Annotated in this window: 13 protein-coding genes; 12 read left to right on the top strand and 1 reads right to left on the bottom strand. The window is 75.5% G+C overall.

What is annotated here, in order from left to right; all coding sequences use genetic code 11:
- Positions 1 to 54: 54 nt before the first annotated feature.
- The 7 genes from POF43_RS17875 (at position 55) to POF43_RS17845 (ending at position 7,405) form a co-directional block, all read left to right on the top strand.
- Complete coding sequence (locus POF43_RS17875) at positions 55 to 318, top strand: acyl carrier protein (RefSeq protein WP_271317632.1); 264 nt, start codon at positions 55 to 57, stop codon at positions 316 to 318.
- A gap of 119 nt (positions 319 to 437) precedes the next feature.
- Positions 438 to 1,397, top strand: a complete 960-nt coding sequence (locus POF43_RS17870; protein WP_271325317.1) for a 3-oxoacyl-[acyl-carrier-protein] synthase III C-terminal domain-containing protein — start codon at positions 438 to 440, stop codon at positions 1,395 to 1,397.
- Between the two features lie 186 nt (positions 1,398 to 1,583).
- Positions 1,584 to 2,258, top strand: coding sequence for a holo-ACP synthase (gene acpS / locus POF43_RS34900; RefSeq protein WP_271326079.1), 675 nt, complete (start codon positions 1,584 to 1,586; stop codon positions 2,256 to 2,258).
- A gap of 247 nt (positions 2,259 to 2,505) precedes the next feature.
- The gene (locus tag POF43_RS17860; RefSeq protein WP_271325851.1) at positions 2,506 to 4,050 is read left to right on the top strand and encodes an AMP-binding protein; all 1,545 of its coding nucleotides are present in this window, start codon (positions 2,506 to 2,508) and stop codon (positions 4,048 to 4,050) included.
- 358 nt (positions 4,051 to 4,408) lie between these two features.
- Positions 4,409 to 5,389: a 3-oxoacyl-[acyl-carrier-protein] synthase III C-terminal domain-containing protein gene (locus POF43_RS17855; RefSeq protein WP_271325926.1), complete on the top strand. Its 981-nt coding sequence runs from the start codon at positions 4,409 to 4,411 to the stop codon at positions 5,387 to 5,389.
- Positions 5,390 to 5,517: 128 nt separating this feature from the next.
- The gene (locus tag POF43_RS17850; protein ID WP_282704645.1) at positions 5,518 to 6,654 is read left to right on the top strand and encodes an acyl-CoA dehydrogenase family protein; all 1,137 of its coding nucleotides are present in this window, start codon (positions 5,518 to 5,520) and stop codon (positions 6,652 to 6,654) included.
- The gene (locus POF43_RS17845; RefSeq protein WP_271323850.1) at positions 6,647 to 7,405 is read left to right on the top strand and encodes a hypothetical protein; all 759 of its coding nucleotides are present in this window, start codon (positions 6,647 to 6,649) and stop codon (positions 7,403 to 7,405) included. Before POF43_RS17850 ends, POF43_RS17845 begins: the two co-directional genes overlap by 8 nt.
- 350 nt (positions 7,406 to 7,755) lie before the next feature.
- On the opposite strand, the gene POF43_RS17840 is transcribed toward POF43_RS17845, so the two are convergent.
- On the bottom strand, positions 7,756 to 8,820 hold the full coding sequence (locus tag POF43_RS17840) for a hypothetical protein (protein WP_271317491.1): 1,065 nt from the start codon (positions 8,818 to 8,820) through the stop codon (positions 7,756 to 7,758).
- A 276-nt stretch (positions 8,821 to 9,096) separates the two neighbouring features.
- On the opposite strand from POF43_RS17840, the gene POF43_RS17835 reads away from it, so the two are divergent.
- The 5 genes from POF43_RS17835 (at position 9,097) to POF43_RS17815 (ending at position 16,642) form a co-directional block, all read left to right on the top strand.
- Positions 9,097 to 9,363, top strand: a complete 267-nt coding sequence (locus POF43_RS17835; protein WP_271317492.1) for a phosphopantetheine-binding protein — start codon at positions 9,097 to 9,099, stop codon at positions 9,361 to 9,363.
- Entirely contained in the window at positions 9,356 to 10,966 is a 1,611-nt protein-coding gene (locus POF43_RS17830) for an acyl-CoA ligase (AMP-forming), exosortase A system-associated (RefSeq protein ID WP_271323851.1), read from the top strand. The genes POF43_RS17835 and POF43_RS17830 overlap by 8 nt, the downstream gene beginning before the upstream one ends.
- Before the next feature lie 387 nt (positions 10,967 to 11,353).
- Positions 11,354 to 12,187 carry an ABC transporter ATP-binding protein gene (locus POF43_RS17825; RefSeq protein WP_271317134.1) on the top strand — a complete coding sequence of 278 codons (834 nt, stop codon included), beginning with the start codon at positions 11,354 to 11,356 and terminating at the stop codon, positions 12,185 to 12,187.
- Positions 12,177 to 12,932, top strand: a complete 756-nt coding sequence (locus POF43_RS17820; protein ID WP_271317135.1) for an ABC transporter permease — start codon at positions 12,177 to 12,179, stop codon at positions 12,930 to 12,932. Before POF43_RS17825 ends, POF43_RS17820 begins: the two co-directional genes overlap by 11 nt.
- Positions 12,933 to 12,985: 53 nt before the next feature.
- Entirely contained in the window at positions 12,986 to 16,642 is a 3,657-nt protein-coding gene (locus tag POF43_RS17815) for a beta-ketoacyl synthase N-terminal-like domain-containing protein (RefSeq protein WP_271323852.1), read from the top strand.
- Positions 16,643 to 17,207: the final 565 nt, after the last annotated feature.

The following is a 17,207-nucleotide window of genomic DNA, read 5'->3' as shown; positions in this document are numbered from 1 at the left end:
CGCACGTTGTCGAGCGGCCGGACGGATTTCACCGGCTGAGGGGAGTGGATTCTGATGGACCGTACCGCGATCGTCGCCCAGTTGCAGATCAGCCTGTCCGAGGTGCTGAACCGGGAGGTCGCCGCACTGCGCGAGGACCAGCGCCTGTTCGAGGACCTGGCCCTGGACTCCACCAGCGTCATCGAGTTGCTGATGAGCCTGGAGGACACCGTGGGCCTGGAGGTCGACCCCGACGACCTGGAGCCGGAGGTCTTCCAGACCGTCGGCACGCTGGTCGACTACGTAGCGGCCTCGTTCGCCAAGACCGCGGCGGCCTGACCGGTGCCGCACCGGCGCGTACCGGCGTTGCCCGGCAGCGGGGGCGGCCGGCCGGGCACCACCGGGCCGCACCGGTCCGGCGACCGGCGCGGCCGCTCCCCACGGCCGGGGAACCGGTCATGAGCGCCGGGCTGTCCAAGGTCGCCGTACGCCTGCCCGGCCGGGTCGAATCGGTCGACGACATCCTGGCCCGGCAGGGCTGCGGACCGCGGGAGCGGCGGGTGTTCACCACCCTGCACGGCCTGCGGCACAGCCCCACCCTGGCGGCCGGCGAGCGCACCGAGGACCTGCTGGTCCAGGCCGGCCGCGCCGCGCTCGGCGGCCGGTCCGCCGCGCTGGTGCTGTACGGCCACACCCTGCAACTCGCCGACCCCGAGATGTGCGGTGCCTTCCGCGACCGGCTGCGCGACCGGCTCGGCCTGCCCGGCAGCGGCTTCTACGGCGTCTCGCACATCAACTGCACCTCGGTCCTGCGCTCGCTGGAGCTGGCCCGCCGCTACCTGGCCCGCCCCGGCGCCGGCCCGGACGAGCGGGTCCTGGTGCTCGGCGGCGACCAGGGCAGCCACCACGACCGCTCGCGCGTCATCCCCGGCCTGACGGTGGCCGGCGACGCGGTGGTCGCGGTCCTGGTGCAGGGGCCCGGCGGCACGGACCGGCCGCGCTACCGGTACCTGGGCGGCGCCGTCGCCCGCGACGCCCGCTTCCACCGCAACCTGCGGATGACGCGCCAGGAGTCCGCCGCCTTCGCCGAGACCGCCGGCGCCGCCACCGTGGAGACCGTCCGGCGCGCGGCACACGCCGCCGGGGTCGACCTGGACCAGATCGACTGGGTGATGCCGCACCTGGCCAACCGCACGCTGTGGCGCGGGTTCAGCAGGCTGTCGGGGTTCGCCTGGAACCGGATCTGCCTGGACCTGATCCCCGAACGCGGCCACAACTTCGGCACCGACGCGCTGATGGCCCTGGAACACGCCGACCGCACCCGGCGGGTACGCCCCGGCGACCGGTGCGCGCTGGTGTCGGTCGGCCAGGGCGCGTACTTCCAGACGGTGATCGTCGAGGTCGTCGACGATGAGTGACCGCCGGCCCGCCGGGCGGGGGACACCGGCGCCCCGCCCCGCCCCGCACCCGCACCGCCCGCCCCGGCCCGCCGCGGGCCCGGCGCCGGCCGGGACCGCACCGCGCGCGGGAGACGGCACCGGCCGGGGCACCCGTGCCGGGGCCCGCGGTCCCGGGACCGCACCGCGCGCGGGAGGTGGCGCCGCGTGAGACTCGGCGTGGACCTGCTGTCCGTCTCCCGCTTCACCCCGGTCGCCGAGCACCGGCGCTACCGCACGCTGGTGTTCACCGCGACCGAACTCGCGCAGGCCGGCGAGCTCGGCACCCCGCGGTACGCCGAACGGCTCGCCGGGCGGTTCTGCGTCAAGGAGGCCACCTGCAAACTGCTCGGCCGCGGCTTCGGCCAGGGGCTGCGCTGGCGGGACATCGAGGTCACCAACGACCCCTGGGGCGCCCCCGCCGTGACCCTGTCCGGCGGCGCCGGGCGGCTGGCCGGCGAAGCCGGGGTGGCGGAGATCGCCGTCACCCTCACCCACCAGGCCGACCTCGTCGTGGCGGTCGCCGCCTCGCCCTCGGGCCGCTGCCCGAGCCCCTACCGCCCCGGACGGCACGAGGACGGCGCCGACCAGGTCATCGACCCGGCGCGGGACGCGCTGGAGGAGGTGGCGGCGCTGGCCGCCGAGGTGTTCGGCACCTCCGCCGCCGAGGTACGCGCCGCCGAGTCGTTCGCCGGCGGCCTCGGCGTCTCCTCCTCCCTCACCGTCGAACTGCTCGCCCGTCTCGAACAGCGCTACGGCATCCGCGTTCCCGAACCGGACTTCTACCGCATGACCGACCTGGGCCGGACCTACCAGGTCGTGGCGCGGGCGGCGCGCTGGTGACCGGCGCCCACCGCCCGCTCCGCACACCCCGCCGCCCGCTCCGCGCCCACCCGCTCCTCGTACCCGCCCACTCCGTACCGCCCGCTCCGCACACCCCGCCCGTCGCTCCGCGTACCCCAGCCCGCCCGCTCGCACCCCGCCCCCCCTGCGCACCCCCGCCCGCCGCCCGGCACCTCCGCCCGTTCCGCACACCCCCACCCGTCAGCCGTGGCACGGCACGTGGGCCGCGCCCGTCCGAAGGATCGCGATGAACTCAGCCCGCCCCGTGACGGACCCGGCAGGCGCCGAAGGCGTGCTGCACGGCTGGTTCCTGCGCGGCGCGCAGCGGGACCCCGAGGCGGTGGCGCTGCGGATCGGTACCCAGCGCTTCAGCTACCGCCGGCTGCACGAGCGTGCCCTCGCGCTCGCCGGCGACCTGCTCTCGCGCACCATGGGCCGCCCGCGCCGGGTCGGGCTGCTGGCCGACCGCAGCGAGCAGGCGTACGCCGGGGTGCTCGCGGCCGGGTACGCGGGGGCGGCCGTGGTGCCGCTCAACCCCGACTTCCCGGCCGAGCGGACCGCGCGGATGATCGTCGCGGCCGGCCTGGACGCGCTGGTGGTGGACGCCCAGGGGCTGGCGAGGCTGGCCGCGCTGCGCGGTGCGCTGGCCGGGATGCCGGTCGTCCTCGAACCGGTCTGCGCACCGCTGGAACGCCCGTACACGCCCGACCCGCAGGACGTGGCGTACATCCTGTTCACCTCGGGATCCACCGGCCGGCCCAAGGGCGTGCCCGTCCTGCACCGCAACGTCGACGCCTACCTGCGGACCGTGCACGAGCGGTACCGCTTCACCGCGGCCGACGTGTTCTCCCAGACCTTCGACCTCACCTTCGACCTGGCGATGTCGGACCTGTTCACCGCCTGGGGCAGCGGGGGCACCCTGGTGTCGATGTCGCAGCACGCCTTCGTCTCCGTACCGGGCTTCGTCGCGCGGAACGCCATCACCGTGTGGTTCTCCTCGCCGAGCGTCATCTCGCTCCAGCGGCGGATGAACGGGCTGGCGCCGGGCACGCTGCCCACCTTGCGCTACAGCCTGTTCTGCGGTGAGCCGCTGCTGAACCGGGACGCCGCCGACTGGCAGGCGGCGGCCGCCGGTTCGCGGGTGGACAACCTCTACGGCCCCACCGAACTCACTATCGCGTGCAGCGCCCACCGCTGGGATCCGGCCACCTCGCCGCAGCGCTGCGTCAACGACATCGTGCCCATCGGCACCGTGCACCCCGGCAGCCGCCACGTCCTGGTCGACGCCGACGGCACCCCGGGCACCGACAGCGGTGAACTGTGCGTCGCCGGCCCGCAGATGTTCCCCGGCTACCTCGATCCGGCCGACGACCAGGGGCGCTTCCTCCAGTACGCCGGACGGCGCTGGTACCGCACCGGCGACCTGGTGCGGCGGCTGCCGGACGGTGAACTGGCCTACCTGGGGCGCCGCGACCACCAGGTGAAGATCCACGGGGTCCGGGCGGAACTGGCCGAGGTGGAGTGGGGGGTGCGGCGCTGCGCCGGGGTCGCCGACGCGGTGGTGGTGGCCGTCGACGGGCAGCTGTTCGCCTTCTGCACCGGGGAGCGGCGGTCCGCGGCCGGCCTGATCGAGGAACTCCTGGTGATGCTCCCCAGACCGCTGATCCCGCTGCGCTTCGAGTACCTCGCCGAGTTCCCGCTCAACGCCAACCGCAAGATCGACCGCCCCGCGCTCACCGCGCTGGCGGCCCGCCGGCTGCGGCCGCACGACACGCACGCCCCGCACCCGTGACGACCCCGGCGGACGGCGCGGCCCGCGACGCCGTCCCACCCGGCGCTCCGGTGCTGTCCGAATCCTGCTGTCCGCTCCCTGCCGACCACTATGTGTCACCGAACGCCCCTGCCGGGCCCGGCCGACCGTTGCGATGATCGGCGGGGCTGATCGCCGGCCCGCCCGGACCGCGCACACCCCGGCCCGCCGGCCGCCGCTCCCTGTCACCCGCGCCCGCGCCTCCTTCGCCGCCCCCCAACGACCAGGGAAGTGAGACCCGATGGTCCGCACCGAGTCCGCCGCCGGCCGGCCGGCCGCCGTCTGCGCCCCGCCCCGGCGGGACGCCGCCGCGCCCACCGCCCCCGCGGGGGCCTGACCGGTGGCCGCCGCCGAAGTCCCCGCCGCCCCGGCCGTCGGCCTGTCCCGGGTGAGCGTGCGGCTGCCCGGCCGGGTGGAACCGGTGGACGACATCCTGGCCCGCGCCGGCCACGGGGCCAGGGAGAGCCGGATGTTCCGGGTGCAGGGGCTGCGCAACAGCGTGACCCTGGCCGAGGACGAGCGGATGGAGGACCAGCTGGTCGCCGCCGGCCTGGCCGCGCTCGACGGCGGACCGGCCGGCCTCGTGCTGTACGGGCACACCCTGCTCATGCGGCAGATCGACCTGTGCGGCGACTTCCGCGACCGGCTGCGCGACCGGCTCGGGCTGCCCGGCAGCCATTTCTTCGGGGTCTCCCACATCAACTGCGTCTCGGTGCTGCGCTCGGTGGAACTCGCCCGCCGCTACCTCGGCCGCCGCGGTGCGGACCCCGCCGAACGGGTGCTGGTCATCGGCGGCGACCAGGCCAGCTGCAACGACCGGGCCAGGGTCTTTCCCGGCCTGTCGGTGTCGGGCGACAGCGTGGCCGCGGCCGTCGTGCACGGGCCCGGCGCCGGCCGGCCGCGTTACCGGTACCTGAGCGGCGCGACCGGCCGCGACACCCGCTTCCACCGCAGCCGCCGGATGACGCCGGAGGACATCGCCGCCTACCCCGAGGTCTGCCGGACCCAGGTGGTCGACGTCGTCCGGCGCGCGGCGCGGCAGGCGGGCATCGGCCTGGACGGCATCGACTGGGTGATGCCGCAGCTGTCCAACCGCATGGTGTGGAGCAGCTTCAGCACCAAGTCGGGCTTCCCCTGGGACCGCATCTGCCTGGACCTGCTGCCCGAGCGCGGCCACAACTTCGGGACCGACTCGCTGATGGCCCTGGAACACGCCGACAGTTCGGGCCGGCTGCGCCCCGGCGACCGCTGCGCGCTGGTCGCCATCGGCCGCGGCGCGTACTTCCAGGCGGTGCTGGTCGAGGTCGTCGACGACTCGTGAACCCCGCTCCGGGCAACGGGAGTTCGCCACCGGACGGCCGCGCCGGCACCGGTTCGCGGACGGGACGGGACGGGGACGGGACGGTCCGGCGCCGCCGGCCGGCACAACGACAGGGAGGAAGCTCCAGCATGATCGAGCTCGACGGCCGCCTGCGCGCCGTGCGCGACTCCGCCCGGGAGGCGAGCGAGGACCTGCGGGCCCGCGCGCTGTCCATCGACGCCGACCCGGACGCGATGGAGGCCCATTTCGACTCCCCGGTCTTCGCCACGATGCGGCAGGCCGAGACCCCCGCGGCCTACCGCGAGACGGCGAGCGGGGACGCGCCGCCCATGGTGAGCGGTACCTGCCTGCAGACCGTCGTGGCCTTCATCGAGACCTGCCGCGGTGACGCGGCGGCCGCCCTGGCCTGCCCGGGTCCCGGACTGGCCGGGGTGCTCGTCCGGTTGCTCGGTGACGACAGCCACCAGGAGCGCTTCTTCTCCCGCCTTCATGGTGGTCGTACGTGGGCGTTCTTCGCGATGACGGAGGCGGCGCACGGGAGTGATGCGGGGGCGATGCAGTCGCGGTTTGTTTCTGATGGTGGGGGTGGGTGGTTGTTGTTCGGGGGGAAGCGGTTTGTGGGTAATGGTGCGCGGGGTGGGGTGGGGGTGGTGTTCGCTCGTACGGGTCGGTCGGCGTTGTCGGTGCGGGCGGCGTTGGTGGAGGTGCCGGTGGTGGGGTGGTCGGGTCGGCGGTTGGAGACGGTGGGGTTGCGGGGGGCGGCGTTGGGTGAGTTGGAGTTCGACGGGGTGCCGGTGTCGGGGGAGATGATGTTGGGGGAGCATCTGCCGGTGACGCGGCGGGGGTTGTGGGGTGCGGTGAAGACGTTCAATCAGGTGCGGTTGCATGTGGCGGCGGCCGCGGTGGGTACCGCGATGGCGATGGCGGAGTACGTGGGTGAGCACCGCAAGGGTGCCCCGGGGCTGTCCCTGGCGCTGGCCCGTACCGAAGCCGCCCGCGAACTGGTCTACCAGGCCGCCGCACGGATCGACCACGCACCGGAGCACGGGTACTTCTCCTCGGCGGCGAAGCTGGGGGCGACGCGGATGGTGGTGGAGGTGGCGCGGTGGGCGTCGGGGGTGATGGGGCCGGGCGGGTTGCTGGAGCATCCGCTGCTGGAGAAGTGGACGCGGGACGCGGGTGCCTTTGAGTTCATGGACGGCACCGGCAACGTGCAGCGGTTGCAGGTGGCCCGCGGCTACCAGGCGGGACACGCCGATGCTTGACCTCAGCGCCGAGGCGTTCGGCATCGCGGTCCGCCCCTACGACGACTACCTGCCGCTGGCCGGTTTCGCGGACGCCGCGATCCCCGCCTCCCGGCTGCACCAGGAGTCCCGCGGCATCCCGCTGGAACACCTGATGCTGGTGGCCACCGACGACACCCAGGACATCGCCGGCGAGCCGGACGTCACCGCGCTGGCGCTGGCCGCGCTCGGCGCCCCGGACCGCGAACAGCCGCTGTTCCTGGTGCGCGGCGCGCTGCGCGACTCGATGGTGGCCGCGCTGGCCGGACTCGTGCACGCGTCGCAGTGGGCGGGGGAGGACACCGGCATCACCCACCTGGAGGAACTCGGCGGGACCGTGGTGTTCGACCTGCTCGACTGGGCGGTGCCGGAGGACTCCCGCGCCACCGTGCTGATCTGCGACGAACCGCTGGTCGCCGACGCCCGGGTGGGGCACGCGCAGTTCGCCGCCGTGGGCCTGCGGTTACGGCACGGCCCCGGACCGCTCCAGGTGCTGGACTGCGGGGAGGGCCCGCCCGGCGCGGCGGCCGCTGCCGCCGCCCACCGGTTCGGCGGCAGCGGCCCGTGCGACGCCTGGGTCGCCCTGCACGCCGCCCTCACCGCCGGCCGGGTCCGCGACGGCGACCAGGTACTGCTGGGGGTCAGCGCCCCGTTGCGGCAGGGCTGGGTCCTGCTGCGCGTCGCGGACACCGCCGGCCTGCGGCTGGCCGTCGGCGGGCCGGCGCACCGGTGAGCCCGCGGCGTGCCACGACCGGGCGGCCCGGCCCGTCCACGCGCTCGTGACGCCGGCGCGCCGGCCGGACCCCGGCACGGCGCCGTCCCTTGCGGCCCGCGGCCCGGGCGCCGCCTTCTGCGGCGGACCGCCGGACCCCGGCACCGCGCGGCGGACGTGGGGCCTCGCCGATCCGGGTCCGCGCGGCCGCGGTCAGGGTGATCCCGGTCAGGGCGTACGTACCGGAGCCCGTGGCGGAGTCCATGCCCGGGCCCGTACCGTCGGCTGCGCCCGAGCCCGTACCGGAGCCCGTCCCCGAGCCCGTACCGCCGGCCGGCCGCCGTTCCACGCCGCGGGGCCGGGCGGAGCGGTCAGGCGGTGGGCGGGGCGCTGATGGTGAAGCGGGCGGCGGCCTGCACGCCGGCCTGGAAGCGGCTGACGGAGTCCAGGTCGTGCAGCAGGGTCGCGATGTGCCGGCGGCAGGTGCGCACCGACATGCCGAGGCGCCGGGCGACCACGTCGTCGGTCAGCCCCTGGGCCATGAGACGGGCGATGGACTGGTGGAGGTCGTCGGTGGTGTCGGCGTAGCCCGGTTCGCTGGTGACGAAGGGCGTCGCGTTCTCCCACAGCTGGTCGAAGAGGTTGACCAGGTACGTCACGACGTTGCGGTCCCGGATGCGCCGGGCGGTCGGCTGCTCACCGGCCCGGGGTGAGGAGAACATCACCGCGAGGGTGCGGTCGAACACCACGGCCGCCTGCGGCAGGTGGCTCAGCGTGCGGATCTGCGCGCCGTCGTCGATCAGCCGCTTCGCCTTCGCGCGGGAGGCGAAGCCGGCCCGGCTGCGGTGCGGGCAGACCACCCGGACGGCGACGCCCCGGTCCAGCGGCGCGTAACAGGGCGCCAGCAGATCGTCGAGCAGGTCCTCGTCGTGGTGGCTGGGCCGCAGCACCAGCACCTCTTCGCGGGTGGTCTCCCCGGCCAGCTTGAACAGGCCGCGGATCTCGGCCGTTCCCTCCAGGCCGTCGATCGAGCCGACCGGTTCGGCCGGGCCCGCCTCCGGCCGGGTGATGGCGTCGATGCGGTCGCGCAGGTTGTCGGCGAGTTCGCGCCGTTGGTACATGGCCCGCTCGATCGGCGATATCACCAGGTTCGCCGCCACCTCGGGGTCGGTCGCCACCAGGCGGTCCCCGGCGGATCCGTCGGTGCGCAGCAGGTGCAGCTCGACGAGCCGGGTGACGGCGGTGAACACCTCGCTTTCGGTCAGGCCCAGTTCGGCCGCGGCCACCTCCGGTGAGGTGATCGCGCCACGCCGCACGGCGTAGCGGTACACCGCGGTCTCCCGGTCGTCGATGCCGGGACCGGCCGGCCGGCCGCTCCCGGACGGGGCGTCGAGGTCGGGGATCGGGTCGGTCAACGAGCCTGTGAGCGCGGACATGATGCCTCCCGAGAGATGTTCCCAATGAGACACACGGTGGCAGACGGCCACATCGAGCCACTATCGGCGCCGCCCCGCCGTAGAGGAACGGTGAAGATCACTATCGCCCCGCCACCACGACCGCCCCGCGACGGTGCCGCGCGGCGATGGCCGCCCGATGGCCGGTTGAATACCCGGCGTGGTGGACTCGAGGCGTGGCGGTGCCTCCGCCGTCCGGCAAGGCGGAAACCGGCCGGACCAGTTGTGGTGACGAAGCCCCGACCTACGGAGATCACGATGACGACGGACATACCGGGCGCCTTCCGCAAGATCCTGCTGACCCACCTGCCCTACGCCGACAGCGACGAATTCTCCGCCGGCGACGACCTCACCGCGCTCGGCCTGAACTCGATGGGGATCGTGAGCCTGCTGACCGACCTGGAGGACACCTTCGGCCTCGAACTGCCCGACGAGCTGATCACCGAGGAGACCTTCGGCACCGTGGGCTCGCTGTGGGAGGTCGTGGGCGGACTCGTCGCGCCGGAACGGTTCGCCGATGCGTGAGCCGGTCCGCGGCCGGTGCGCGGTCCCGCCGGTGCGGGTGGACCGGCTGACCGGCTGCGGAGACCCGGACCGCCCCGCGGTCACCTTCCGCTCCGAGACCCTGACGTACGGTCAACTGGCCGACCGGGTGGCCCGGTTCGCCAACGGGCTGCGTGGGCTGGGGGTCGGGCGCGGCGACCGGGTCGTGGTCTACGCGGACAAGCGGATCGAGACGGTCGTCGCCCTGCTGGCCGTCTCCGCGGCCGGAGCGGTCTTCGTCCCGGCGAACCCGCTGCTGCGCACCCGCCAGATCGGCCACGTCATCGAGGACTGCGCGCCGCGGGTGGTGATCACCACCGCCGACCGGTGGGCGATCGTGCGCCCGGTGCTGGCGCCCGGCACGTCCGTCGACCACGTGGTGCTGGTCGGTGCCACCGGCGATGAGCCGCCCGCCGGACCGGGCGTCCGGCTGCTGTCGTGGGACGTGCCGGCCGGCTGCGAACCCGTCCCGGTCCCCGCCGCCTCGGCGGTCATCGACCAGGACGCCGCGGCCATCATGTACACCTCCGGCAGCACCGGCCGGCCGAAGGGCGTGGTGCTGTCGCACCGCAACATCCTCGCCGGCGCCGCCAGCGTGGCCGGCTACCTCGGGCACGGACCGGACGACACGGTGCTCGCCCTGCTGCCGCTCAGCTTCGACGCCGGGCTGAGCCAGCTGACCACGTCGCTGATCGCCGGGGCCCACGCGGTGCTGGCGAACTTCCTGGTGGCCAGGGACGTCGTGCGGCTCTGCGCCAGGCACGGGATCACCGCCCTGACGTGCGTGCCGCCGCTGTGGCTGCAACTCGTCGCGCAGGACTGGCCCGCCGAGGCGACCGCCCGGCTGCGGTACTTCGCCAACACCGGCGGCCGGATGCCGGGACCGGTGCTCGCCCGGCTCCGGCGGATCTTCCCGGCGGCCGAGCCGTACCTGATGTACGGGCTGACCGAGGCGTTCCGCTCCACCTACCTCGACCCGGCCCAGGCCGACCTGCGCCCGGGCTCGATCGGCCGGGCCATCCCCAACGCGGAGATCCTGGTGCTGCGCCCGGACGGCTCGCCGTGCGCACCCGGCGAACACGGCGAACTGGTGCACCGCGGCGCGCTGGTGGCGCTCGGGTACTGGAACGACCCCGTCCGCAGCGCGGAGCGCTTCCGCCCGCTGCCGGGCACGGGCGGCGCCACCCGGCCGGAGATCGCCGTGTGGTCGGGCGACACGGTCTACCGCGACGAGGAGGGCTTCTTGTACTTCGTCGGCCGCGAGGACGAGATGATCAAATCCTCCGGTTATCGCATCAGCCCCGCCGAGATCGAGGAGGCGGCCTACGCCACGGGACTGGTGGGCGAAGCGGTGGCCCTGGGGATCGAGGACGACCGGCTCGGCCACCGCGTCGGCCTCGTCGTCGCACCGCGCGATCCCGGCCTGACACCGCAGACGCTGTCGCGCGCGCTGGCCCGCGAACTGCCCGCGTACATGCTGCCGTCGCACATCGACATCCTCGACCGGCTGCCCCGCTCGGCCAACGGCAAGTTCGACGTCGTCGCCCTGCGCCGCTCCCTGCACAGCATGCCGGCCCCCGGCTGACCGGACGGCGCCGGTGCGTCGCGGACGGGAGCCCGCGCGCCGGGCGCCGTGCGGGGGACGTGCCGCGTCAAATGCCCCGCGCGGGACGGCTCGCGCCGGACACGGCCGCCCCGGGACGCCCCGCGCCGAACGCCCCCGCCGCACCGCACGTCTCACCCCGAACGCCGCGCACGACCCCGTACCCCCAGCGCCCCGCACCGCGGATGGCGCGCCGCCCGCCGGCGCGTCCGGCGCCCCCGGACACGTTCCGGCGCCCGTCGGCCGCCCGGGACCGGCCGTTTGTGCCGCCGCGGACCCGTTCCGCCAGCCGGGGCGCCGTGCCACGGTGACCGGGGAGACCGTGCGGCCCCGGTGCGGCTGCCCGCCCGGCCCAACCAAGGAGTGCCCTTGCTGCAAGCCATCGACCTCACCAAGCGGTACGCCGAGGTACAGGCGCTGGCCGGATTCAGCCTGGAAGTCGCCGCCGGGGAGATCGCCGGGCTGGTCGGCCACAACGGCGCCGGCAAGACGACCTTCGTCGAGATGGTCTCCGGACTGCTCCGCCCGGACGGCGGCGTCGTCCTGGTCGACGGACGGCCGCCGGGGCAGTCCCGCGACCGCATCGGTGTCTCACCGCAGCACATCGCGCTCTACCGCTCCATCACCGTCCGCGAACACCTGCGCCTGTACGGCAAGCTGGCCGGACTGCGCGGCGCCGCGCTGCGCCGCGAGATCGACGACCTGTCCGGCGCGCTGCGGCTGACCGGCTTCCTGGACCGGCCGGCGGGACTGCTGTCCGGCGGCCAGCAGCGGCGCGCCCAGGCGGCGACCGCCCTGATCCACCGGCCCACGCTGCTGCTGCTCGACGAGCCGACCGCCGGCGCCGACCCGGACACCCGCCAGGCCCTGCTGGACGTGGTGCGGCAACGGGCCGACGACGGCGCCGCAGTGGTCTACACCACTCACTACCTCAACGAACTGACCGAACTGCGCGCCACCATCGCGGTCGCCGCCAAGGGGCGGGTGATCGCCCGCGGCAGCAGCGCGCAACTGCTCGACGGGCTACCGGGCGAGGTGCGGGTGAGCGCGGCGGACGGTCCCGTACAGGTGTCCACCAACGACCTGACCTCGACCCTGCTGGAAGTGCTGCGCACCGTGCGGCGGCCGGTCGACTCGGTCGAACTGCACCCCCCGACCCTTGACGACCTCTATCGCTCCCTGGCGGCCGCCGATGTCCACTGACTCCCTGTACCGCACCGCGGCACTGGTCAAGTACAACGTGATCCTGCGGCTGCGCGACCCGGCCCAGCTGGTCAGCTACCTGGTGACCCCCATGATCTTCATGGTGCTGTTCAAGCCCCTCTACACCAAGGCGCTGGGCGGCGGGCTGGTCCAGACGGTCACCGGCCAGCTGGTGATGTTCTCGGTGTTCGCCATGGCCATCGTCGGCAACGCGATCTTCGTCGAACGCGAGTGGCGCACCTGGGACCGGCTGCGCGCCAGCCGGGCGACCCGGGCCGAACTGCTCATCGGCAAGGCCCTGCCGGTCTTCGCCGTCCTGATGTTCCAGCAGACGGTGCTGGTGGTCTACGGCTGCCTCGTCGTCGGCATGCCCGTGCCGCGGTCGATCGGCCTGCTGGCACTGGCGATGGCGGTGTGGGGCTTCACCCTGATGACGATGGGCTCCGCGCTGGCGACGCTGGTCCGCAGCCGCGGCGACCTGATGATGGCCTCCGACGTGGGGTCGATCGCCATCAGCTCGATCGGCGGCGCCCTGCTGCCGGTGAGCCTGATGCCCGGCTGGGCCCAGGCCGTCGCGCCGTTCTCGCCCGGGTACTGGGGACTGGGGATGATCCGCTCGGCTGTCGAGGGCCGCACCGCCGACACCCTGCGCCCCGCGCTGGTCTGCCTCGGGATCGCTCTCGTCGCCGGCACCTTCGCCAGCTACCGCCTCGCCCGTGGCTGGGGCCGCAGCCGCCTGGTGTGAGCGATGCGGTCCACCCGGACCGCGAACGGCCAACGACGAAGGGGGAGTTCACCGTGACCGAACCAGTCAGTGACGCGGCCGTGGCCATCGTCGGCATGGCCGGCCGCTTTCCGGGCGCCACCGGCGTCGAGGAGTTGTGGCGCAACCTGCGCGCCGGGAAGGGCGGGCTGCGGGAGATCACCGAGGCCGAACTCGCGGCCGCCGGTGTCGATCCGGCCCTGCGCGCGGACCCCGCCTACGTCCGCGTCGGCGGGCCGGTGGCCGGCCTGGACCTGCTGGACGCCGCCGCCTTCGGATTCGGCCCGCGTGAGGCCGCGACGACGGAACCGCACCACCGGCTGCTGCTGGAGTGCTCCTGGGAGGCCCTGGAACACGCCGGCTACTGCCCCACCGACCCCGGCGCCACGGTGGGCGTCTTCGCCGGTGCCGCCTTCCCCGACTACCTGATCGACAACGTCCCCGGCCTGGCCCGCGAACCCGGCGGCAAGCAGCTGATGGCGGCCGGGATCGAGCGTGACTCGCTCACCTCCCTGGTCTCCTACAAGCTCGGCCTGCGCGGCCCCAGCACGACCGTGCAGACCTTCTGCTCGACCTCCCTGGTGGCGGTGCACCTGGCCTGCCAGAGCCTGCTGACCTACGAGTGCGACATGGCGCTGGCCGGCGGCGCCGCGCTGCCGCTGCCGCAGCCCGCCGGCTACCGGTACGAGGAGGGCGGCATCCTCTCGCCGGACGGGCGGGTGCGCAGCCTGGACGCGGACGCCAACGGCACCGTCATGGGATCGGGCGTCGCGATCGTCGCCCTGAAGCGGCTGACCGACGCGATGGCCGACGGCGACCATGTCCACGCGGTGATCATCGGCTCGGCCGTCGACAACGACGGCGCCGACCGCGCCGGTTACGGTGCGCCGGGCGTCGTCGGCCAGACCGAGGTGATCGAGACCGCGCTGGCCGTCGCCGGCGTCAAGCCGCAGTCCGTCGGCTACGTCGAGTGCCACGCGGTCGGCACCCCGCTCGGCGACTCCATCGAACTGGCCGCCCTGAGCCGGGCGTTCGGCACCCGGCGCGACGGCCGCTGCGTCCTTGGCTCGGTCAAGCCCAGCATCGGCCACCTGGACCGGGCCGCGGGCGTCACCGGCCTGCTGTCCGCCGCGCTGAGCCTGCGCGACCGGACGCTGCCCGCCGTGCCGGGCTTCCGCACCCCCAACCCGGCACTGGCCGCAGCCGCCGACACCTTCACCGTGCTGCCCGAGGACCGCCCCTGGCCGGCCGGCCCCGAACCGCGCCGGGCCGGGGTCAGCTCGTTCGGCGTGGGCGGCACCAACGCGCACGTGGTGCTGGAGGAGGCGCCGCCCCGGCCGCCGCGTCCGGCCGGCGCCGACCCGCACCTGCTGACCTTCTCCGCCGGCGACCCGGCCGCGCTGGCCGACACCACGCGCCGGCTGCGCGACCACCTCGCGCGGCACCCGGACGAGGACCTCGCCGACGTCGCGTACACCCTCCAGGTCTCCCGGGGACGGTTCGGGCTGCGCCGCGCGGTGGTCTGCCGCGACCACGCCGACGCCCTGGCCGCGCTCGCCGACCCGGACCGGTGGATCGACGGCGAGACCCGCCGGCGCGATCCGCGGGTACGGCTCGTCGCGGGCGACGCGGTCCCCGACGCGTGGTGGCCCGAACTGGCCGCCGCCACCCGCCGGTTGCTCGCCCCGGACCCCGAGGCCGCCGGGGCGGACCCGGGCGGCCGGGCCGGCGCGCTGGCCGGGCTGGCCGCCGCACTGACCCGGCTCGGCGTACGGCTCGCCGACGACACGGGCCCCGCGGGCACCCCCGGCGGCGAGGAACTGCTCGTCGCGCCGGACGCCGGCCCGGCGGACGGCTGGCTGCTGGGCGCGCTGGCCCGGCTGTGGCAGGCCGGCGCCGTGATCGACTGGCCGGCCCTGCACCGCGGTCGTGGTCGCCGGGTCCCGCTGCCCACCTACCCGTTCCAGCGCCGGCGGCACTGGATCGACGCCCCCGATCCGGCCGCCCCGGCTCCCCGGGCCGGGGCGCGCGGCGCGGCCGGCGACCGCCTCCACGGTCCGGTCTGGCGCCAGCACCCCCAGCCCGTCGCCGGCCTCGACCAGCGGCTGCGCCTGGCGGGACCGTGGCTGGTGTTCGCCGCGGAGGACCGCGCCGAGGCGCTCGCCGACCGGCTTGTCCACGCCGGCGCCGAGGTCGCCGTGGTGCGCCCCGGCCCGGCCCTCGCCGCCGACGACTTCGGCGACTTCACGGTCCGCCCCGCCGAGCCCGGCGACCCGGCCGCGTTGCTGCGCTCGCTGACCACCGCCCCGCGCACGATCGTGCACGGCTTCAGCCTGGCCTCACCGCCCGGCGCGGGCGTCGCGCACTTCGACGCCGAGCAGGACCGGGGACTGCGCTCGGCCACCGCACTCCTGCGGGCACTGGCCGACAGCGACCTGCCACCCGCGGAACTGGTCCTGCTCACCCGCGGAGCGGTCGGCGTGCTGGGCCCCGACCTCACCCACCCCGAACACGCCGCCCTGGCCGCCGCGGTCCCCGCACCCGGGTTCGGCGGCGCGCTCGGCGGCCTGCGGCACATCGACACCGACCCCGGCACCGGCGGCGACGCCGACACCGACACCGATCAGGTGCTGGCCGGTGCCGTGGACCCGCGCGCCGGCCGGCGCGCGGTGCGCAGCGGCGGCACCTGGCTGCTCGGCCACGAGCCGCACCCGCCGGCCGACCCCGACGCCAGCCCGCCCCAACTCCTGCCGGACGACGTGGTGTTGATCACCGGCGGCCTGCACGGCGGCGGCCTGGCCGTCGCCCGGCACCTGGCGTCCGCGTACGGCTGCCGGCTGGTGCTGACCACCCCCACCGCCCTGCCGCCGCGCGACCGGAGCGGTTCCGGCCCGGACGATCGCCGGACACCCGACGTCCTCGACCTGGAAAGCCGCGGCGCCACCGTCGTCACCGTCCCCGTGGCGACCGGCGACGGTGCCGGACTGCGGGAGGCGGTCCGCGCGGCGACCGACGCCGTCGGCCGCCTCGACCTGGTCGTCCACACCGTGGAACCGGGGGAGGCCGACGACTGCGCGGCGGTCGTGCGCGGATTCCACGCGCTCCAGGCCGCGCTGGGCGACCGGGCCACCCGGCGCGTCGCCCTGCACCCGACCGGTTCCGGGCCGGCCGCCGCCGCACTGGAGGCGTACGCGCGGGTGGCGCGGCTGCGCGGCGACGGCGTGTGGACCGTCGTGCACGCCGACCTCGCCGGCGCGGAAGCCGCGGAGCCGGACGGCACCGGCACCGACCTGGCCGGCCGCGTGCTCGCCGCCGCCGACCCCGCCCACGCCACCGTCTTCACCCGGCCGCCCGGCGAGGACCCGGCCCCGCGCACCGTCGACCGCCCGGCGCGGGACGCCGTCGGCGGCGGTGCGTCCGGCCACCGGGACCGTTCCGCCCTGGCCACCCCGTTCGTCGAACCGGCCGAGGGTGTGGAGACCACCGTTGCCGGCCTGCTCGCCGCCGCCCTCGACCTCACCGGGATCGGCGCCGACGACAACTTCTTCGAACTGGGCGGCCATTCGGCGACCGCTGTCCACCTCGCCGCCCGTCTCGCGGACGTCTTCGGCGTCCCGCTGCCGGTGACCGCGCTGGTGGAGGACCCGACCGTGCGACTGCTCGGCGCCCGGATCGCCGGCCTGACGGGCTGATGGGGCGATGGGCTGATGGGCTGATGGCGTGGGGATGGACGGGACGGCGCGGCGGGTCGGCGGGATGACGGGTCGGCGGGGGTGGCGAGGTGGTGGCCTGCCGGGAGGGATGACGGCTTTGCGGGTGAGGGGAGGGGTGAGGGGTGTGGGGTGACGGCCTGACGCGTTCGCGACGGGGGACGGCCCGGCGGATCGGCGGCTGACCGCCTGACAGGTGCCGGGGCCGGAGCGGGCGCCGGCCGTCGTCATGGCGGCCGGCGCCGCCGACCGCGTGCGGTGCGGCCGCACCGGAACCCGCCGCGCGGGAAGGCCGTGGCCACCGACACAGGCGGGAGTCGCTCCACCGCGTCCGGGCCGCCGTTCACCGGCGCTACCGCGACCGGGCCGCCGACGACTCACCGGTGCGCACGTCGCGGCGGGTCGCCGCCCCACCGGGTGCCCACGTCGCCGGTCACGTCCACCGGTCAACGGTCACCCGTTACCCGTCACCCGTCTCGCGGCGACCGACCGCGCCCCCGAGCCGACCGGCCCCCCGAACCACTCCTCCGCGCCGCGCCCCCGCCCC

The sequence above is a fragment of the Streptantibioticus silvisoli genome (assembly GCF_027947535.2).
In the GTDB taxonomy this organism is placed as follows: Bacteria; Actinomycetota; Actinomycetes; order Streptomycetales; family Streptomycetaceae; genus Streptantibioticus_C; species Streptantibioticus_C silvisoli.
Note: the sequence above shows the minus strand (reverse complement) of the source record. Positions and strands in the feature narration are given on the sequence as shown.

Excerpts from the sequence above, each read along its gene's own strand:
- POF43_RS17850 (WP_282704645.1), top strand. The coding sequence starts at position 5,518 with ATGATCGAGCTCGACGGCCGCCTGCGCGCCGTGCGCGACTCCGCCCGG.
- POF43_RS17835 (WP_271317492.1), top strand. The coding sequence starts at position 9,097 with ATGACGACGGACATACCGGGCGCCTTCCGCAAGATCCTGCTGACCCAC.
- POF43_RS17845 (WP_271323850.1), top strand. The coding sequence starts at position 6,647 with ATGCTTGACCTCAGCGCCGAGGCGTTCGGCATCGCGGTCCGCCCCTAC.
- POF43_RS17870 (WP_271325317.1), top strand. The coding sequence starts at position 438 with ATGAGCGCCGGGCTGTCCAAGGTCGCCGTACGCCTGCCCGGCCGGGTC.
- POF43_RS17860 (WP_271325851.1), top strand. The coding sequence starts at position 2,506 with ATGAACTCAGCCCGCCCCGTGACGGACCCGGCAGGCGCCGAAGGCGTG.
- POF43_RS17875 (WP_271317632.1), top strand. The coding sequence starts at position 55 with ATGGACCGTACCGCGATCGTCGCCCAGTTGCAGATCAGCCTGTCCGAG.
- POF43_RS17840 (WP_271317491.1), bottom strand. The coding sequence starts at position 8,820 with ATGTCCGCGCTCACAGGCTCGTTGACCGACCCGATCCCCGACCTCGAC.
- POF43_RS17830 (WP_271323851.1), top strand. The coding sequence starts at position 9,356 with ATGCGTGAGCCGGTCCGCGGCCGGTGCGCGGTCCCGCCGGTGCGGGTG.
- POF43_RS17820 (WP_271317135.1), top strand. The coding sequence starts at position 12,177 with ATGTCCACTGACTCCCTGTACCGCACCGCGGCACTGGTCAAGTACAAC.